Annotated in this window: 12 protein-coding genes and 1 pseudogene; 4 read left to right on the top strand and 9 right to left on the bottom strand. The window is 53.2% G+C overall.

All coding sequences use genetic code 11. The features are described from left to right. The first annotated feature begins 33 nt into the window (after positions 1–33). Entirely contained in the window at positions 34–732 is a 699-nt protein-coding gene (locus tag ACR0I0_RS07355) for a hypothetical protein (RefSeq protein WP_480490784.1), read from the top strand. 880 nt (positions 733–1,612) lie between these two features. Here the strand turns inward: ACR0I0_RS07355 and ACR0I0_RS07360 are convergent. From ACR0I0_RS07360 to ACR0I0_RS07385, 6 genes are all read right to left on the bottom strand, one after another. Then, positions 1,613–2,158 carry an RNA 2'-phosphotransferase gene (locus ACR0I0_RS07360; protein WP_480490785.1) on the bottom strand — a complete coding sequence of 182 codons (546 nt, stop codon included), beginning with the start codon at positions 2,156–2,158 and terminating at the stop codon, positions 1,613–1,615. Between the two features lie 10 nt (positions 2,159–2,168). Continuing rightward, positions 2,169–4,034: a TniQ family protein gene (locus tag ACR0I0_RS07365; protein ID WP_480490787.1), complete on the bottom strand. Its 1,866-nt coding sequence runs from the start codon at positions 4,032–4,034 to the stop codon at positions 2,169–2,171. After that, entirely contained in the window at positions 4,034–5,011 is a 978-nt protein-coding gene (locus ACR0I0_RS07370) for a TniB family NTP-binding protein (protein ID WP_480490788.1), read from the bottom strand. Before ACR0I0_RS07370 ends, ACR0I0_RS07365 begins: the two co-directional genes overlap by 1 nt. Continuing rightward, the gene (locus ACR0I0_RS07375) at positions 5,008–7,161 is read right to left on the bottom strand and encodes a hypothetical protein (protein WP_480490789.1); all 2,154 of its coding nucleotides are present in this window, start codon (positions 7,159–7,161) and stop codon (positions 5,008–5,010) included. Before ACR0I0_RS07375 ends, ACR0I0_RS07370 begins: the two co-directional genes overlap by 4 nt. Next, entirely contained in the window at positions 7,158–7,835 is a 678-nt protein-coding gene (locus tag ACR0I0_RS07380) for a hypothetical protein (protein ID WP_480490790.1), read from the bottom strand. Before ACR0I0_RS07380 ends, ACR0I0_RS07375 begins: the two co-directional genes overlap by 4 nt. A gap of 226 nt (positions 7,836–8,061) precedes the next feature. Then, entirely contained in the window at positions 8,062–8,298 is a 237-nt protein-coding gene (locus tag ACR0I0_RS07385) for a helix-turn-helix domain-containing protein (protein ID WP_480490792.1), read from the bottom strand. Positions 8,299–8,686: 388 nt separating this feature from the next. Between ACR0I0_RS07385 and ACR0I0_RS07390 the strand changes: the two genes are divergently transcribed. Together ACR0I0_RS07390 and ACR0I0_RS07395 are read left to right on the top strand one after the other, a co-directional pair. Then, entirely contained in the window at positions 8,687–9,031 is a 345-nt protein-coding gene (locus tag ACR0I0_RS07390) for a hypothetical protein (RefSeq protein ID WP_480490793.1), read from the top strand. A 47-nt stretch (positions 9,032–9,078) separates the two neighbouring features. Then, the gene (locus tag ACR0I0_RS07395) at positions 9,079–9,828 is read left to right on the top strand and encodes a hypothetical protein (protein WP_480490795.1); all 750 of its coding nucleotides are present in this window, start codon (positions 9,079–9,081) and stop codon (positions 9,826–9,828) included. Positions 9,829–9,847: 19 nt separating this feature from the next. Here the strand turns inward: ACR0I0_RS07395 and ACR0I0_RS07400 are convergent, their stop codons facing one another. Beyond that, positions 9,848–10,996, bottom strand: a complete 1,149-nt coding sequence (locus tag ACR0I0_RS07400; RefSeq protein ID WP_480490796.1) for a hypothetical protein — start codon at positions 10,994–10,996, stop codon at positions 9,848–9,850. Positions 10,997–11,350: 354 nt separating this feature from the next. On the opposite strand from ACR0I0_RS07400, the gene ACR0I0_RS07405 reads away from it, so the two are divergent. Further along, positions 11,351–17,785 carry a hypothetical protein gene (locus ACR0I0_RS07405; protein WP_480490797.1) on the top strand — a complete coding sequence of 2,145 codons (6,435 nt, stop codon included), beginning with the start codon at positions 11,351–11,353 and terminating at the stop codon, positions 17,783–17,785. A gap of 4 nt (positions 17,786–17,789) precedes the next feature. On the opposite strand, the pseudogene ACR0I0_RS07410 reads toward ACR0I0_RS07405, so the two are convergent. Both ACR0I0_RS07410 and ACR0I0_RS07415 read right to left on the bottom strand, forming a co-directional pair. Beyond that, positions 17,790–17,936 (bottom strand): annotated as a pseudogene (locus ACR0I0_RS07410) (IS3 family transposase); the annotation flags it as partial. 183 nt (positions 17,937–18,119) lie between these two features. After that, positions 18,120–20,402, bottom strand: a complete 2,283-nt coding sequence (locus ACR0I0_RS07415) for an adenosylcobalamin-dependent ribonucleoside-diphosphate reductase (protein ID WP_480490799.1) — start codon at positions 20,400–20,402, stop codon at positions 18,120–18,122. Between the last annotated feature and the right edge of the window lie 68 nt (positions 20,403–20,470).

The following is a 20,470-nucleotide window of genomic DNA, read 5'->3' on the forward strand; positions in this document are numbered from 1 at the left end:
CACAACATCATAGTACTTGGAAGGATCAGAGACATGACATTCAAACTGCATCTCACAGTCGCTACGGCCCTCTCGCTGTTGTTGAGCCCGGCCGCTCAAGCGTTGGACCTCTATCAAGGGGCTAAACCACAGGCACAGTCCAACACCTGCCAAAGCTACGCCTCCGTTCTTGCGTTGGCTGCAGCTCAGGACCCGGCATTCCCAATCGAAACATTCGAAGAACTACGCACGCTAGAAGCCGACTTTCGCCAGATTCTTGAAAGCATGGACAATGCAAACCCTTACCTGCATTCCAATTGGCCCAAGGCAATGGAGCAACTGACCGGAGGCGTCTACACGTTCGAACTAAAATACGAACCCGATCTGTTGCAATGGATGGCGGATGTACGGCAGAATACGACGCTCAGCAACGATCTGGGCAACTTGATAGCAACGGCAACAGGTGGGGCGATCAACACTGTTTTGACCAGCGTCTCCTCTATGAACGGCTCGAATTATTCATCCGGTCATATCGTTACAGTTATGGGGCTGCATGGCACCGGGATAGACTCCAACACGCAACTCATCGCCTTTAATTCCGCTATCAAGGGACAAGGTGGGTCGGTAAACCAGTGCGCCGCAGGAAATCAACCAGGCGACATGCGTTACACAGCTGGAGTCGTCGAGACAGACAACTTCCTTCTGCGCAACTTCCCGAACGGGATGCTCGTTATGCAGCTAAAAAAGAAGTGAGTTCGACGCAAGTTTCCGGTCGTTGTAGTGGCATAGTATCCTTTGGATTGCGGTGGCCCGGTGAGCACCATCAGCGATCTACCTTCACTGGAGGTCAAGATACAATAATTCAGGCGGCTGGGGAAATCTAGAAGCGTAATAGTTGCGCACTTAAGCATGGATAACATCTGGGATACCAGGCTTCGTGCTTAACGTGTAAAACTTCAGACTTGATCTGACGGACACCTCAGCTTTCTGTGCTGAGAATGGCTGGGTGGCTGTCCGATGGCCCGGCGTTTTCTGCGCTTGCTTCTAATAGAAGAGCGAAATCAACACTACCATGATGACGTCATCGCGCTTTGTTGACCAAAAACACAATGCATCACCTTTTTTTACAGCAGCGGACCGTCATTTTAGCCACCAATGATCCGCCCTACGCCTTCTACGTCGGCACTATCTGCGCCTGTCCGCCCGCATCCGCAGAATACCAGACCTCGCTTCTCGCCTTTCGGCACATCAACACAGAGTGTGTGCCAACTAACCACGACCTCCGAACAATGAGGGCAAGTCGCTTTGAATGGGGACGAAGGAAGTGGATGACGGCGGTGCCGTGATGCAAGGAGTGCCTTTGCAAACTCATACTCTTCCTGATCCATTGCGGCCCAATCATCATCAGTCGCCACGACCTCGTAAAGCAAAATGACATTATAAGAGTCGAGGGTACGATCAGGTGTCGTACGAGCAGATATTTTTTCGAGCACGGGCCATTCTGAAAGGGTGTATTCTTTGTCTGATTGCATTTTGTATTAGCTCCAAACTTGAATTGATAAGGGCTTTGGCACGCTAGCGCTTGGCCTGTCTGCCTGCGAATAAAACGCAAACCAACCGGCCACGTGATCTGTTACGGCTCCGCGACCCTACCGAAACCCAAATAGGTTGCGGGCACCTTGTCAGTGAGCCAAACACCGTTGTCGGCGCGGAAAAACTCAAACCCATCCTTGAACATGCGCTGTGCTTCGACACGTAAAACAACCGGCTTGCCGTGTCGTTGCCCGACGCGTTCAGCTGTATCGGGATCAAGCGAAAGGTGGACCTGCTTACGGCGTCCGGGGTTCAACCCATCGGAAAATATCGCGTCCAAATTTGCGCTGGCCGTGCCATGGTACAGCTCGTCAGGTGGGCGTTGGGGTTCCAGGCCCAGATTCACATCAATTGAGTGCCCTTGAGCTGCCCTAATGCGCTGACCATCATCAGACAGGGTGAAGCGTTTCTTATCGTTGCTCTCAACAAGCTGAATGAGTTCGTCGCGGCTTAGCTTGCGGTTGGCTTTCTTCAGCTTCCGCAGCAGGTCTTCAACGCGAACCCAGCCATGCCTGTCGAGCTGAAGACCAATCTCTTCAGGTTTGTGCCGAAGCACCAAACTCAGGAATTTGCTTTCTCTGCTCATCTCAACACCTTCACAACTCCGGCCAGGCAATTTCATCATGCGAGAGCGGGAGGCGATTGGCCAGTTCTTCCACGCCGGAGGTCACCTCACTCCGCCTGAATATGCGTCCACCACACTCTTCCGGCATTTGGATAAACGGAACCCGCTCCCTTATGAGCTGGTCGCCGACTTTCCGGGTGCTGCTCCCCAAAAACTCCGCATAGTGCTTTGCAGGAATATAGCGCTCCAGAAACCGGTCTACAGAGCTATACGGCACCACCTGTACCGACTTGCGGGACACCGGATGACGCGCCCGAACCAGTTTGAGATGACCTGTGTCCACCAGATGGCGGAGGGCAGATGCGTTGACACCGAGGAACCCCGCCAGGGTCGATCGCAGATATCCTTCCGGTTTGATCAGGCGCAACGCCTCAGCGACTTCCGCCGGATCCAGAAGCACCGATAGATACCCATCTTGTTCGGCATCCCTGACCACAGTCTTCAGTTCGCCATTCTGGATCAGTCGCACCACATCGACTGCACCAGCAACAGCTTTGCGGCAGACGGACTGAATACCGACTAGCCCATCCGCTTTTGCCACCGGTGTGCGTGGCACAATACAGGCAAGGAACACATCGAGTTGCCCTTCATCGTAGTATGGTCTCCCGACAGGGGAGCCTGCGATGGGTCTGATGATCCCACCTGCAACCAGAGCACCAAACTGCGCCCTCGGCGCATTGATCTTTTTCTGAGCCGCCACCTGACATATTGCCCCGGCAAAACTTTTGACCAGTGGTGCCAATGCCTGTGCATCGAAGACAACACCTTTCGCTGGGTTCCCTGCTTGACCCTCCGGCTTTAGAAACCCGTTTGCACCAAGCAGTTCAATTGTCTGACGACGCCCCAGCACCAGATCCCGACGCAACGTTTCAACGCTGTGGACACGTCGGCTTGTGCAGGCTTTACCAAGCACCAGCTCGCCTTTTCCAATGGGATAAGTCTCGACGAAGAACCTCCTGACAAGATCCCGCAAGGGCTCGTATTGCTCCGCATGGGATTGCTCCAGCCAGTTGAACAGGCAGCCGTAGTTTCTGCGCGAAAGTGATATGGGGGAACCGGCCTCACGATGCAGTCGCCTCAGCAGGCGAAACAGCCCTTCCTCGCCTTCGGACAGGAGCTCAAAACCCCGCGCACCTGCACGACGCTTCTCATTATCGGATAAGTGCTTCAGCTTTGCATCGACACCAAACAGATCGACAACTCCGAAGATCTCGGCGCCAAGCGCAACCGCACCAAACCCGATATTGTCGAGCCATGTGCCCTGTTTTTCACCCGCTAACCGGCGGGTGAGATAGTCTTCCAGACCTGTTGGGACCTGCCATGCACCCAGCTCTCTCACCTGATCCGCCCCCAGATTGAGATCTCGGATACGCCCGGCAAAATCATGGGGTCCTCGGCTATGTGAATAACTGTCGTCTTCATACAGCCTGACCTGGTGGTGGTGGCATGTTCGGATCGAAGGCACATGCCAGGCACATCGTTGCGCAGCACCACCACCAGTGTCTGTCATGATGTCGTCCGCGACACACTCAGGACAGAGCCGCAGACGCCTGCGCGTGATCCAGCGTTTCTCGATAAGTTGCCCGGCCAGCCGGTACTGCCCGGTCGACACTTTGCGAACAACACCACGCATCAGTTGAGCAAGTTCCACTTTGCCGAGCTGGGCGAGGATCGAAAGGGCCCGTTCATCGCCGTCAGCGATGGCCTGAAGCGTAAAGCCTTGATCGGTGCAGAACTCCGAGGCAAAGGAAATACCATTCGCCCAGGCCAGGCGGGATGCGAAGGATGCCGGGGTCTCCCCCGACATCAATGGGATGAGGATCGGCAATACCTGCATTATGCAGCCCCCCTCTTGGTTGCGCCTGACGCTTCAAGCTCTGCGCCGCTGAGGAGCTGACCCGTCTTAATGGAGCGGAAATTCTCAGCAATGAATGGGTTCAATGCATCAACACAGCGCTTCTGTTTCCGATAGGCACCCGCGAAGTGACTTTGTTCAAGGGTTTGGTTCCCGTCGCGCAATGCTAGTTTGATAGCCGATATGATCAGCCCAATTTTCGACCCGAACTCGTAGCGGGCCGCATGCAGCAGTCGTCGCGCGAATGCCGATGTCTCAAGCGTTTTGCCGCGCGACAGTTTTGCCGCATCGAGATAGGCACCCAGCACGCCTATCACCTCATGCCCATGGGCGGCATAGCTCATGGGCGCAAAATGCACGGGCTCAAACCGCCGGCTGAGCTGTTCATCCCGGTTGATCAGATCCAGCAGTTCGCAGGTGCCACTGAGGATTAGGCTAACCGGCCACTCAGCGTATTCCAGGCACGATTTCCAGACCAGCATCACCTGATCAAACTCAGATTTCGACTTGGTCCTCAGGATATGCTGCGCTTCGTCAAAATGCAGAAAAAGCGTCTTATGGGAGCGCGCCTGATGCATCACCTGCCGCCAGATCGAATGCCCTGTCCGCGATCCCTTGCTCTCATATCCATATGCTTTGAGCGTATCGAGACCGACACCTTTTATCGTCGCTTCTGACGCCAGACGCACAGTCAACGCCTGTTGATATGGTTTTCCATAAGCCAAATGCGGATGCTTCTGCAGAAGATGTTCAATGCCAAAACTCTTGCCAGCACCTGCATTGCCAATGACAACAATGCCGCGCTGCGCTGTCACCCGGCCAGCAGCTGTATGCGCTTTGCGCCGAAAGAGAATATCATCAACCTGATCCCGAAGTTCCAGATAAGTGTCATGGGCGATAAAGCGGTGTTCAAGGTCAGCCACGATGTGGCTGACCTCCTCACGGGACATATGTGTCATTGCCCGTTCTCCATACGCCAGCGCGGACGTGAGATCGGCATGATCTTCTCCTCGTCATCTTCCCTAGGAGGGATCTCCGGCAGCTGCGGTGGCGCCAACTCAGCCTTAGCGATCACACCGTCAAGGAGACCTCGTTTTTTCCTGGAAACTGTGGGGGTGATGCCCGCCACGACATCCAGTCCAAGCCAGAGATGCTCCCGATTGAGCTCAACATCGGCTTTTGTCGGAGCAAGCGCTGAGAGCCCGAGCCGTTGAGAGGCAGCGCGATCCTCCTCCGAGAAGTCTGCGAATGCCTGATCAATGACATCCTGCGTCAGTTCTGCCTCCGCCTCAAAACGGCGGCGCAGATTGCTGCAGGCCTCGGTCCACAGATCCAGCGACAGACCATCAAACCCTTTTGCCAGGGGGCGGGCGACAACCCAGACACCATCGAGATTGACCTCAATAAGGCCAAGGTCCTGATGATCCACCCGGATTTCAACCTCGAGATCGGGACTGGCCAGGAAATGGTGCCGGACCATCTCACAGGTGTAGAAGATGCCCGCAAAGCGAACCCCACGCCCGGAAATGCTCCGGGTATATTTCCGACCGAAGGCGCCGAGGCGCTCAACCCGGCTCGGAGGGCGGGGCTTGCCAACGGTCGAGCACAATTCCCGCCAGCAGTTCAGCGGGGTCTGTCCACCGATGCCCCCGTGCGGCTTGTTGTTGTAAACATCGACAACAAAGCGAACCAGGATCCGGGTCAACTCGTCATCAGCAAGCGCAGCATAATCTTCAGGCACAAAATCACCTTTTTCGACGATGTTCGAATAGGTGCGTGCGCTCAAACACTCCATCAGCTCCACGCCGAAGGTCCTGAAGCAGCGCTCAATGTGCCCACGGAGCTTAGGCACACCTGCTGGCGGGAACATGACCGTTCCCCGAAGGTCCGTCACAGCACCTCTGAAGTCAAAGTTCGCAAAGGCCGCCCCTTGATCTGAGGCGACGGTTTCAAAACCAGTGCCCGGCCAGTCTGGAAGCGCGCAGCCGAAAAGACGGGCAAGATCACTCTTATCCCGGGTTGCCAGGTCCAGTGCCGCGATCGCATCTTCGGTATTCGGGGTCGCGCAAACCTTCACCGAGAGGATCAGTCGCGTTCGCACATCGATCACGACATAGATCCAGCGTCGCCCTTTGGGCAACACTTTGATCTGCTCCTCTGTCAGATGACCGAAGACGCCAGCCTCGGCAAAGAAGGTGATCAGATCGACCTTCCACTCATCGATTTCCAACCTCTCTCCGGGCCGCAGGACGTTCAGACCCTCACCGATGATTGCAAAGTGTCGGTTGGCCGCTTCCAGCCCCTGGCGCTGGCACATCACATGATAGGGCTCAAGACGACATATCTCCCTGTAGATTGTACTTTCTGCGGGAACGGCCAAAGGCGGCAGGCCACGATCGATCCGGTACGCATTCGCCAGCCGGAATGCTCGTTTTGTCTGGCGAATAACGCTCTTCTTCGACGGGCGCTTGAAGCTCGCATATCGATCCGCGCATTTGCGAAGCAGGGCAGCGCTCTCGGGACCAAATTTGACCTTCGTCCGTCCCGCCAGATAGCGCTTGTCTATGAGCGCTAGAACGCACCGACCACTGGCCTCATAAGCGCGGACCCAACGCAGCAAGGCGGAAGAGCCTGGCGAGTCAATTTCAGCTCGCGATCGTTTTTTGCCTCCGTATTTACGCCTCCCGGCAGAACTTTGGGTCTGTGGTATCTGCTTCGCAACTGCCACCGCTGCATTGGCTATCCAGATCTCGACATCCTCCCAATGTCGACCTATCTCTCCTCGGGCCTCTGCATCCAGGAAAAGATCGCACCAAGCTTGGCGAAAGAAGACCGTTGCGCGCAGTTTTGCCGGCAGATGGGTGACAATCTGATCCGCAAACCGCACGCGCTGACGGGCAGCCTCTTCACTGTGATAGCCATCACGAATGGTGATGTTACCGGTCTTCAGACCTTCATTGATCTCATCATAGGTAAGCTCGTCAAAGACAATTTCTCCTTCACTCCAGCGACTGAGAATAACCCCTAGGGGGCCTTGCTCTAGCAAGAGGCTTGGGACGCCGCCTTGCTGAATCTGCGAATAGGGCTCGAGACGAATGATATCAGTCATTGCACGCCTCCCTCGACCAGCATGTCGAGATCGATAACCCCGTCCTGTATCGGTCGCAGGACACCGGCGTAGATTGCCTTGAATATTTCCGGCCAGGCTCTGCCGCCAATAGCAGCTCTCGCAACCAACTCGCGGATCGTGACCGGCAGATCGATCTCAGGCGCAAGCTCTGCGATTATTGCAGCCGCCTCCGGGTCATCCTCACGCCGGTAGGCAAATAGGCGCCGTGCATTCAGCGCCTCCCACTGGTCGTAGTTTTCCTCTGTGATCAGCACCAGATAATCAGCAAAATCGTCTGGCATTGCCGCCGCCACATAACCTAGTTTCTCTTCAAGGTTCTGAGCTCTGGCGCGTTCTGCCGACTTAATCTCGGCGGCGATTCTGGTTCCGTCCTTTAGCGTGTAGACTTGGTCGATTACCTTCCGACGCCTGCGACCATCAGCATCGACGTAGTCAATGGCAGATGGCTGCTCAACCATGTCAGCCACGGGGTATAGAGCTGTTGTCGTGGTGAAGGTGTCAAACTCACGAAGGCTGTCGAACACGACTTTCTGACTTTCACCCCCATTGGGACGAAATGCGCCGGTCTCCACGAAAGTACGCTCACGCGAGCGCTCTGACATATTGCGTGATGCACGATTGGCCCGAGGGGCCAAGAAGAATTCTTTTTCCATGTGTTTTGATGCTGTGCGGGATCGCTCCCTGACCAATTGGGTCAAGGTGAACCGCACCACTCCTCTTGTCGAATGATGGAAGGCGGCCGAGCTCGACCAGTCGGGTCAAAAGACCCGGCCGCCAGACTTGACATTTGAGGGGAATCAAGAGACCTTCTGAGTGTCAGTTTCCAAATGACGTGAAGGCCCTCGAGAGTCCGCTCTCGGGGCTTTTCTATTTTCTAGATCATCGCTTCACCTCACCCTTCTTTCCAGAGTCGGCCGCCGGCCACAGGTCTTCGACACGAAATCCTGTGCGATCGGCTACGGCTGCTTCGATCTCCGCCGACCGCCTGCGCCCGACAAGCACGTTCGACACCGCCGAACGACTATACCCGATGCTCTCGGCGAGCTCGGTGATCGTGGTCTGAGCCATCCCGAGATGCAGTTTCACAATCTGCTGACGCATTTTGTTGGCATCCATGGCTCGTGGCCTCCCTACGGGACTGGCGTTTATGCTGATGCTGAAACGAACGTTCCAACGACCCCGAATCTACGGGCATCTCCGCCGGGTAATCAAGAGGCAATCCGACCCCAAACGCCCCGTAAACACATGATTTTCAAGGTTAGTTTTGATTATTAACTTACGTTAGGAGCGCACTGCGTGAATGTTCAATTCTGCTATTAACTTAAGTGGTGAAACAGACGCTTCCGGGAGAGGGAAATGCCTTGCGGCGGTTACGCCCTCGCCGCGTTGTAAGCTCAGACGACCACAACACAGGGCTACCGCGCTGAACTGTCTCTGCGACCACGAGAGGTGCCGAGAAAGAGGAGTGGTAGCACCTGATCTACATTTGGAAGCCGGTGTAGACATGTCGGCTCCAGGAAGGCGCGGCTTAATCTTTCAACCGGAAGAGGTCCGCGACATCAAGATTCAGAGCGTCGGCGATTTTGATGACGGTTTTGAGACCGGGATTTCTCTCCCCGCGCTCAATTCCACCAATATATGTCCGGTCCAGCTCCACTGCATGGGCAAAGCTCTCCTGCGAGTAGCCAATGTGGATGCTTTGGACTTGACGGAAGGCGGCGCCGCAGGCGCCAAACAGAAAAAGATTGTTAGCCTGTCAGGGCTGGTATTTTACGCACAAGGGATTGACGCCGGATCGCCGAGACCGCCGCAGGCTGGCTCGGTTCACAACAGCCCCATCCGTCCATGACGGAAGCGCCATGACATAGTATACTCAAAAAAAATTGATGAGATGAAATGAACATATTTGGAAAGAAAATCGGGCCAAAGACTCGCATTTACAGGATTTTCCCACGCAATAGGTTTTTTGAATTATATCAGGAAAATCAGAATGCGCTCGTGCTTCCGACAATGTGGGACGACCCGTTTGAGAATGTAATTCTCAGATCAGAAGTTCGGAGTTCGAACGGCGAACGTGGGACTTTCGGATTTCACGGGGATGTTTATGGACAGTGCTGGACACTTGAAACGGCATCGGATGCCATGTGGCAAATCTACTCGCGCAACAGCGATGCCGTACGTGTGCGAACAACTGTTGGCCGTCTGATCGAGAGTTTGAGTGCGTCACAAGGCGACTGGGCGCACGTATCCTGTTTCATCGGGCGCGTGGAGTACATGGGCGAGAAGCGGCTGTGGGAATTAGGAAGCACTGTGTTCAAGGACGGGATCACATCGGATTCCGTGGCACGATCCTTGCTTGCAAAACGCCGCGCATACAAGCATGAGAACGAAGTCAGACTAATCTACTTCGAACGAGGCGATACCAAGCACCCGAAAGGTGTGTTCAAGTATGCACTCGATCCGCGCAAGGTGATCGACCAGGTGATGGTCGATGGACGTGTGTCCTATGACGACTTCCAGCCGTTCAAGAAAGAGGTCATGGAACTGACCGGCCTATCGAACCGCCAGGTCAAGCGATCGCTTCTTTACAGCCAGCCCAAGAACTTCGTCGTTAAGCTCCCGAATGATGGCCCACCCTCATTTTGATCTGAGGGTGAGCCAAAGATCAGTCACTTTCGCGATGAATAACACCGTGCTCTTGGTGAGCGTCCAACAACATCTGGACATAGTCCCGCGTGCTGGTTGTCGCATGCCCCAAGCTTGGCCAAGCAAAGGGAAAGGTCATGCAGGTAGCATTCAGGTCCAGTTCCACGCCTAGCACATCGGCCACGGCGATTGCAGCTTCGGGGTCTTTGGATTCAGGCCATAAGTCTTCATCTAGAACAATACAGGCGTCACCGTCTTCATCGACATAAATCTCGGCGAGTTGAGCACCGATCCGCTCTGCGGGCGTCACGGCATCCTCAAGTAGCGCTGTGCGCAGAAACAATGAGATATTGTCTTCACCCAAGGTCAGTGTCGGTCTTGAATCCACCACTTTAACCTCGGGCTCAGGCCGCTGCTGTGTCGATGGACTCTTAACAGGCTTGGGTTCCACATCGGAGCCATCCAGCCACGCTGGCTCGGAAGAGATGTTGATGGGCGATGCGCCGCAACCAGGACAGTGCCAGAGATTTTCTGCGAGCCGTGCGCCTGTAATCTTACCGTCGCAATGTAGGCAATACCATTCGGAGGACTTCCCCCCGAATAACGGATGAACCACGACACCTTCGGCATCGGGTTTTGTAGAACGTCTCGGCCAGTCCGAAGAAATCCCCGCGCGAACCTTCGCCGCTTCTTCATCGGCAATTACTAATGCTGCGTCCAGAAAGGCGCCTTTGCGCACTGGGCTTGTGTCGGCATGCGGTTTTTCGATTTCGACGACTGGCTGGGAAAATTGCGCTTCGCCGACAAGAATGCGCCATCCGTCACCTTCCATGCGTAGGTCACCGAAGGATTCAAAGACCCGATAGGCGTGATCACCGATCTTACCTTCCCTAACCGGTTCATCAACCGGACGGGCGAAGCTCCTGTCGATGAAGCTTTCTTTTTCATCTGCGCCTGGATGAGATTGGAGGACAAACGCCTCGGCCTGCGCCATTTGTTCGTCGCTCGGCATCCAACCCTGTTTCGCCTTGCTTGCAAGTCCCGTCCAATGCGTAAAATTTAACGCGGTAGCAATCGCGTTGAGCGCTTCGTACTGGGGAATGCGGTTTGCCCGCGCATATCGTTTTGCGAGCGTCTTGAGTGTGATGATTTCGTTTTTCATTGTCATGATCCATTTCCAATTCGGGATCCGACTAGGTGTCCGCTACTAACCAGACCCCACAACTGGGCTGGAACTTTCATGTTTTAAGGAAAGTGCTGCGAAGCTTTGCGTGGCGGACACACCGGCATGCACTGAAGGCCGACATCAATCTGCTGGATGCGCCCGGTTTCGTCAAGCACTTGTGTCGAAGCATTATCAACTTATGACTGAAGAGACTTGTGAGTATTGTTCTGGAAAGGCTTACCAAAACCTGCGGATGCCTCAACTTCTGAGGTTCGTTGGCTCTATATTATGCGGTAGCTCAACAATGATCGCCAATATATTGTGAAAAATAGAGAATTTGGAGAATCAAAGAATACCGTGACCAAAGTAAAAAAGAATATTGATACTGTAAGAGCATCACGCGCAGGACACACCTTCCACGAGCGGTGGGCGGCTAGGCGAGCGCTTCAGTTGGTTTTTCCCAAAGACGATCTTTTTGCCATTGTCGTTGAAGGGCTTTCGCCGACCGAAAGCTTAAACCTGGGCTCAGAAGCAGAAGATATCGCCGACCTCATCTTGTACTATGGCGGTGGTGACAACTTTGAAACATGCTCCTCACAACAAATATTGCAGTTTAAATACAAAGAAGCAGCTGAGCCGGTCACTTCATCTTATCTGAAAAAAACAATCAAAAAGTTTTCCGCTACACTGCGAAGCTTTAAGGCAAAGGTGGATACGCAAGAAGTTGCTCAGAAGTTATCGTTCGGCTTTGTGACAAATGCTGAGTTTTCAGACGATCTCTGGCAAGCTATCCGCTGTCTGAAGACTGGAGAACCAACTTCGACTAAAGGCGCAAAGAGCCAGCTTCAATTTTTGGAAACCTGGTGCAAAGAAGAACAAACAGATGCGGAAGACATATTTCCGCTGATCGAGTTTCGAGCCGGGACGAATGACCTACCTACCCAAAATCGTTCCCTAAGACGGACTGTTAGCGACTGGTCCGCCAACTCGACCGGGCAAGCCGCAAAACGGCTTTTTGCACTTGTAGAATTGGTTCGGGAAAAATCTCAAATTGAGGGACAAGCAAACAACTCGATTAGGCGCGAAGATGTCCTGAATGCACTTGAATGCGACGAAGATCAACTGTTCCCAGCAGATACTAGATTTGCTGATGTGGGCGAAGTCGTTGCTCGTGATGCTCTAGGTGATGTGAAAGACAAAGTACTTAACTGTGACTTACCAGTCTTTCTGCACGCGGAAGGAGGCGTAGGAAAGACAGTCTTTATACAGAGTTTTGCAGCTTATCTAACGGGCGTACTCGAGGTAGTGGTATTCGACTGCTTCGGGGGCGGCGCTTATCGATCTGAGGCACAGGCCCGCCATCTACCACGCATCGGCCTACTACAAATTGTCAACGAACTGGCCAGTCGTGGACTATGTGATCCGTTGCTACCTACAGACAGTGATCAGTACGGCTTAATCGAACTTGCCAGAAAACGCCTTAGCCAAGCAGCCGAAACTATTAAAAGCCAGTCTTCTTTGCAGGGAATTCTGATAGTCCTAGATGCCGCCGACAACGCCCAGATGGAGGCTGACATTCGTGGTGAGGCATCTTTTCCCAAGCTGTTGCTAGCTTCACTGAGTTCAGAACCTATTGACGGCGTTAAACTAATGCTAACTGCGCGCCCGCATCGTATGGATAGTGTTGTCGGCAATAGTCGCGTCAAGCGCGTCGAGCTTGCGCCATTTTCAAAAATTGAAGCGAAGAGATTTCTTGAGTCAAGGCGTGAAGCAATCACTTCCGCCGAGTTTGCGATAGCGTTCTCAAGGTCGAGAGGAAATGCGCGTGTTCTTGAGTATCTTGTTGAGAGTTGGGATAAAAACGTTTCCGACAACGCGCCCGAAACGGAAATTTTAGTTGAAGAGCTGATCGCGCAAAAGTGCGACAAAATTTTCCGAGACCTACACACAGCAGGTTGGAACGACCTAGAGGTTTGTGAGTTCTTCGCGGCATTGTCGCTTCTGCCTCCACCGATCCCGCTTGATGAACTCGCAGCAGCCCTTGGTTGGTCTGTGTCCCAAGTCAACAGCGCCGCTTCTGACCTTGCGCCAATGCTCGAGTTGGTCAAACACGGTGCCATTTTTCGAGATGAACCGACAGAAACACACATCAAGGACCACTACGCAAGCGAGTACACAGCTCAACAGTCCATTGCTGAAAGGCTTCAAGGACGACAGAACGACTCAATCTATGCTGCGGAGTCATTGCCGCACTTCCTTGTGGTGATCGGTGACAGCGAAAGGGCCTACCAACTCTCGGGGTCAAATGTGTTTCCCGATTCTGTTGAGACGGAATATGGACGCCGAATTCTAAAACTGGCCCGCCTTTACGCAGCTTATTCACTTGCAACTAGAGACAACAATCTAGACCGGGTTTTGAAACTCACTGTGCAGCTTTCTCAGGTTGCCTCAGCGAATGCACGAGGCGACCAGTTTATTCGGCGATCTCCGTCTTTGGCTATGTTTCTAGGAGATACAGATGCATCTCGACGGCTATTCAATGATCGGGCTGGTTGGCGGGGTGCAAGAGATGCCCGATTGACCCTTGCCTACAGTTTTATAGAAGACTTTGACGAGGCACGTATCCATCAAAACCGGGCGATTGGGTGGATAAACTGGCATCTACACAACGACGATGAGACAACCCGGTTCCAAAGGACCGGATTTGACGCGTTTGATATTGCCGCTGTCATGTTTTTGAGTGTGCTCAGAAATGAGCTGTCTTCATTAAATAGGAATATTCAAATTTGGAACTTCAGGTTTGCTATTTCAGTAGTTGAGAAGCTGATTGCGCTATGTAGTCAGCATAAAAATGCATTGGGCAGCAACGCTTTGGCGGTGCTCGCCGATTTTGCCGCATCTAAACGATGCTTGTCACTTCCATTGCAAATTGGGTTGCTTAAGCAAGATTGCGGCCTCACGGTAGACGAACAAAGAGCTATTTCTCGTGCGGCCAGCGCCCTTGTACTTCGCTACAAGAAGAAACTACCAGAAGATCAATATGATCATGAAAAGGAACTCCAGGGCGCAATTTCAAGCGCTGCACTAACAGCCTTGATCGTCAATTCGAGGCAATCAGCAAAGCGCCTACTCAGTTTGCATCAACATAAAAGGCCATCAAGCTACGATTATGGAGAGCGACATGGTTTGAACAGGGTATGGATGCCTGTCCAATCCTCGTGTTTGGCGGCTTGGTCTTCCGGCAAACAATTGTCATTTCACAACTTTATGCCGGACGAATTAAAGATAGGGCGGAAGACTAGGTCAATTGGTTCGGATGCAGAATTGAGAGAATATCTTGATGGCCTTGTCACCACAAAGACCCACGAGAGAGGTCGAAAATTAAAACAGCCCGAAAAACGCAAAAAATTTTCAAGCCAAGAGCGAGACGAGATCGTAAAAGGTGTTTCGTATGTTTTGAAGTTGGTCAAACCAATTGAAAATTGCGTTCTCAGCAAAAAACCGATTTCCAACGATGTCTTGATGGAGTTTTTGGCTACTTGGAAGCCTACGTTGAGACCCAATGTGCACTGGAGAACTGAAACAGGTCGGGACAATGTCGCGCGCCACGTCGGCATCGGTCTTGCAAAGACCATTTTGCGCCATTGCGAATTCGTCAAAGAGAATGAAGCAAAAGAGCTAATTGAAATCATCGAATCCAATAGGTTTTCAGTGAGTGACAAGCTGAGTGTTCTGACACTTTTGGCACGGAAAACTAACTTATCCGACATCGTCGGAAGTTACGCTGCCAAGCTTGCAGGCGAAATTGTATCGGATGACAATATCGAACAACGGGGCGAGTCATATCGCGAGTTAGCCATCTCATTGCTTTCGTTGAGCGTTGATGAAGCAAAGTCTTACTATGCTCAAGGTCTGGCTCAACTCGATCAGATGGGCGGCGACGATCATGATCTGATTTACTCGGCTATGCGCTTTGCCGAAAAGCAGCACGGAGGTTTCGTCAAGCCTGAACTCTCACATCGGTTCATGGGGCTCTGCCAAACTATTTTCCAGCATGAACCTTCCAAGTTTGGATGGGCATTGTTTGGGAGAGCCGCTTCTACTTCTATTGGCTTTCCTGCGTTCTATAAATTGATGCGCTGGAATGATCAGGACGTTGTGGACTATTCGTACGGTTTGCCACAATTTGCCTGCTATCTTGCCAAAGCTGGTCAATTAGACCCGCGCCGAGCTGCAATAATGCTTGCAGTTTGCGAAGATCACGGCTGGCACGAATGGGAAGTCGGCCAAGGGCTTGATGACTTGCTTTCGGCAGCAGCCCCCGAAGATAAGAGAGCAATATTCACTGCAATAATAGAGAAATTGGAGCGCGAACACAGCTTCGGCGGTTGGGAAGGTCTTTGGAAAAGTCTTGTTGAATGCGTGGATGCTCACAAAGAGGTCAACGACGATGCATTGCGGGATCGCTTGGTAGATTTGCGTAATGCAGCGCGCAAAAGGCAAGACACCGAGAATGCACAAAGAAACAGTTCCTATCGATCGAGCTCTAACCGTGGCCTTCAAGAATCGGGCAAGAAAAAAGATGAAGCCGTTAGAGAAATCGCCATTTCTGAAATTTGTGCAGATTGCAATTTTGCTTCGCCTGCGTCTCTAGACGAGGCTTTTCAAAAAGTTCAATCCTTCGAAGGGTTTCCATACGACAACAAATACCGACTATTTCAAAAAATAGTCGAGACCTGCCCTTACGGCGAACGAAAAGGATTCCTCGAAGCCCTTTGCGAAACTACTGAACTCGAATTCGATAACACTCTCGACTTGATGATTGAATGCGTAGAGGCGTGGAGAAGTAGTTCGGCACACGTACAGAACGGTATCAGAAAGTTAATAGAGACCCTATTTGCCTTCAAAGGATCCGAGTTGTTTGATCTGCGATATACGGGCATCTCTAGGCAAATCCATCGCCTTTCGACGTTGTGTGGTGATTCAAAATTTGTTTTGCAAATAGTCTTGGAAACCGTAGCGAAAGAACGCCTCGAGCTTAGTGGTGACGAGTGGCTTCAGATTGCAACCAACTTGTCTAGCCACACCGAAGCAAAGACTGCACTAGCAGCCTTAGAAGAGTTGCTTTCAGGCTCCGCAGCCAATGTAGGAGATGAAATCGGTGAAGGCGCTTTTCGTCCTGCATTCGCAGGAAAAGATGATGAAATCGATGTAGCCGTTGATCTCATTTGGCACTTACTGGGTGATAGTGATGCCTATGTTCGCTGGAACGCTTCAAGAAGCATAAAGACCATGCTTGATGTAGGATTAGTTGAAGATATTGAGCGCTTGTTGGATCGCTTCGATGTCGACCAAAACGCATCGTTAGCCTCCAATGAGCACTATTTCGCATTTATGAATGCGCAACAATGGCTGCTAATGGGACTGTCACGCGCAGCACCTCATCACGCGGGTCTACTTAGACCGCTCAAGGCGCGTCTTTTGACGCTAGCGCAGCGAGACGATTTACATGTGATCAACAAGCTTCATCTTGCGCGTTGTATCCAACACGTCGAAGGCCTTGGCACCAAAAGTTCCGAGTTGTCAGACCTTTGGAAGGAAATCCAAGTGCCACCACACGGTTTCATTGAGCGTACCGATTGGCCCGAGCAAATTGACCGTAGGATTGAGTTTGGTTTTGACTACGATTTTATGGACCACAAAGTTTCCAAGGTGGCTCGGCTTTTTAATCTTTCGAACGGTGAAGCCAACGATGCAATCGCCACTGAGATCATCAAACGTTGGCCAAAAACTAAAAACATGTCCGAATTTCCTGGTCATGCTCGCTATCGAGGCGATGAGCGGTATGAAACTTATCGGGAGCACATTCAGAGACACGCACAACTCCACGCTGTAACCACTCTAGCCAGAATGAAACCCGTGATCCGACAGAGTTACGATTGGGAAGAGAGTGACCCTTGGAAAGAATTTCTGAAAAACCGAGACGTTTCATTCGAAGATGGTTCTTGGTTATCTGACCATAAAGATCGGGTTCCTAGCCAGGCATTGGAACGATTTTTAGGCGACCGCATCGGAGACCAAGAAACTCTGCAAGACAGGGAAACACTGTTCCACAAAATAGGTTTAGGTTGTGAAACTGAAAGTTCGTTTCTGCCGATCTACGGTCGTTGGACCTCTCCAGATGGAGTTTGTGTTAGCTTGTCTTCTGCGCTGGTCAAAACGAGAGGGGCCGTGGGTCAGTGTGCTAAGTTTTCCAAATCCGATTATCACGATCTTTGGCTGCCTATGTTCGGGTCAGATGGGTATTTTGATCGCCACAGGATGAATAAGCCATTCTCTCCGCTTATCTGCGATCCTGAATACTGGAGTATAGGCATAGATGATCATGATGAGTATGCTGCTCGGGGAGCAATAGCCCGCCCAAAGTTAGGGCGAAATCTCAACAAGTTTCTAGAATTGAAACCAGATGATGATAAGCGAGAATGGCATAGCCGAGAAGGCGCACTAGCAATCAAGAGCGAAGTCTGGGGTGAGTGGGTGCGGGACCCCGACAATCATCGCAGCAGGTATCAGAACGAAGGAAGCACCTTATGGGCGGAAAGCAATTGGCTTAACGAAGCATTGGCGTCCTGCAAATGCAGTATCGCGTTCAAAATTGATTTCACGAAGTACAAATCTAGCAAAAGCTACGATGAGTCTTCTGGTGTGAAAGCGATATTTATCGGATTAAAACGTAGCGGGCAGGACCCACGCTTTTGGTTTGCCAAAAAAGCTTCGCAAACCATGTACTAGGCGGCAAATCTGATTTGCTGTCTTCACCATTGAGGCCGTCCAGCACGAACCTGACCTTCTGTTCCGCAGAGTAAAGTTTGCGCGTCGCGCGACGAATGTCTTTTACGACTTTCTCGCCGTGGCTCTGCTTGGTTCCGGGTTTCTGTCTCATCTCTACTTCTTGGTAGCCACGATGTACCAGCGGCGCTATCGCCATTCATCAACTCCGCTAGACAGGAGAAAGGCCCCGGAAGAAATCCGAGGCCGTTTTCTCATATCACGGGCCTAAAATGACCTATTGAAACGTTTAGGTCATGTCACGTGAAACGCCACATCAAAGCACCCACCCCCAGCGTCAACCACATTTCGAATGCCCGCAGCTGCGGCAGGTCATGCAGCCCTCAATCATCACCATGTCATACTGGCCGCAGGACGGGCAGGCCCTGCCGCGGGGGGCGTCCATGTTGACCACCTGCGCCTGCGGGTCGGATTTCAGCCCCATCCCTTCGCCTTCGAGGAACCCGATCGCGATCATGTGCTGCTCGATCACGCCGCCGATTGCCGCCAGGATCGAGGGGATGTATTTGCCCTGCACCCAAGCCCCACCGCGCGGGTCGAAGACGGCCTTCAGTTCCTCGACCACGAAAGACACGTCACCACCGCGCCGGAACACGGCCGAGATCATCCTGGTCAGGGCCAGCGTCCAGGCGTAATGCTCCATGTTCTTCGAGTTGATGAAAACCTCGAACGGACGGCGGCGGCCACCGATGACGATGTCGTTGATGGTCAAATAGATCGCGTGCTCGCTGTCGGGCCATTTCAGCTTGTAGGTCGAACCCTCAAGCGATTGCGGCCGATCCAGCGGTTCGGACATGTAGATGACATCGCCGCCATCCACCTCGTGCGGGGCATCCGCGCTTTCACCCGGCACCTTGTCGTCGTTTTCCGAGACGGTCAGAACCGAGCCGGTCACGTCGTTCGGGCGATAGGTGGTGCAGCCCTTGCAGCCCTGATCCCAGGCCTGCATATACACGTCCTTGAAGGCGTCGAACGAGATGTCCTCGGGGCAGTTGATCGTCTTCGAGATCGAGCTGTCGATCCATTTCTGTGCCGCGGCCTGCATCTTGACGTGCTCGGCCGGGGTCAAGGTCTGGGCGTTCACGAAAAAGTCGGGCAGCTCGACATCGCCGAACTTGTCGCGCCACATCTGAACGGCATAGTCCACCACCTCTTCCTCGGTCCGCGAGCCATCCTTCTGCAAAACCTTGCGGGTGTAGGCATAGGCAAAAACAGGCTCGATCCCCGACGACACGTTCCCCGCGTACAGAGAGATCGTCCCAGTGGGCGCGATCGAGGTCAGCAGCGCGTTGCGGATACCGTGTTCACGGATGGCTTCGCGGACATCGTCATCCATCTGCTGCATCGTGCCGCTGGCCAGGTATTTCTCGGCATCGAACAGGGGGAACGCCCCTTTTTCCTTGGCCAAGTCGACCGACGCCAGATACGCGGCGCGGGCGATCGCGTGCAACCAGCGCTCGGTCTGACGCGCCGCCTCGTCGGACCCATAACGCAGGCCCAGCATCAACAGCGCATCCGCCAGTCCGGTCACGCCCAGCCCGATGCGGCGTTTGTCCTGCGCTTCAGCCTCTTGTTCGGCCAGTGGGAATTTTGACACATCAACGACATTGTCCATCATCCGGACAGCCGTGGCGACAAGTTCTTGCAGGGCCTTTTCATTCAAACGGGCTTTTGCCTCAAACGGTTCAACCACCAAACGCGCCAGATTGATCGAACCCAACAGGCAGGCGCCATAGGGCGGCAATGGCTGTTCGCCGCACGGGTTCGTGGCCGCGATGGTTTCAACATAGCTCAGGTTGTTGGCCTGGTTGATCCGGTCGATGAAGATCACGCCCGGTTCGGCATAGTCATAGGTGGCCTGCATGATCTTGTTCCACAGATCACGCGCCTGAACCGTGTGATAGACCTTGCCGTCAAAGATCAGATCCCATGAGGCATCGGCCTTGACCGCTTCCATGAACGGATCGGTCACCAGAACCGACATGTTGAACATGCGCAGGCGGGCCGGGTCGGATTTGGCGGTGATGAACTGTTCTATGTCCGGGTGGTCACAGCGCATGGTCGCCATCATAGCGCCCCGGCGCGAGCCCGCCGACATGATCGTGCGGCACATGGCGTCCCAGACGTCCATAAAGCTCAACGGCCCCGACGCATCCGCCGCGACGCCTTTCACGTCAGCGCCACGCGGGCGGATGGTCGAGAAATCATAGCCGATCCCCCCGCCCTGCTGCATGGTCAGCGCGGCCTCTTTCAGCATGTCGAAAATGCCGCCCATGCTGTCGGGCACCGTACCCATGACAAAACAGTTGAACAGGGTCACCTGACGCGCGGTGCCGGCACCTGCTGTGATCCGCCCGGCAGGCAGGTATTTGAAATCTTCCAGCGCCTCATAGAATTTCTCTTCCCAGTGCCCCGGGTCGTTTTCCACCCGCGCCAGATCACGGGCGATGCGCCGCCAACTGTCTTCAACCGTTTGATCGATGGGGGTGCCATCCGCCTGTTTAAAGCGGTACTTCATATCCCAGATCTGCTCGGCGATGGGGGCGGCAAAGCGGCTCATTGGTGATTCCCTGTGCTGAAAGAGGTATCCAGACTACCTCAAATCACATGCGCACCACAACACCTTGA

This window comes from Ruegeria sp. AG6, from assembly GCF_056541565.1.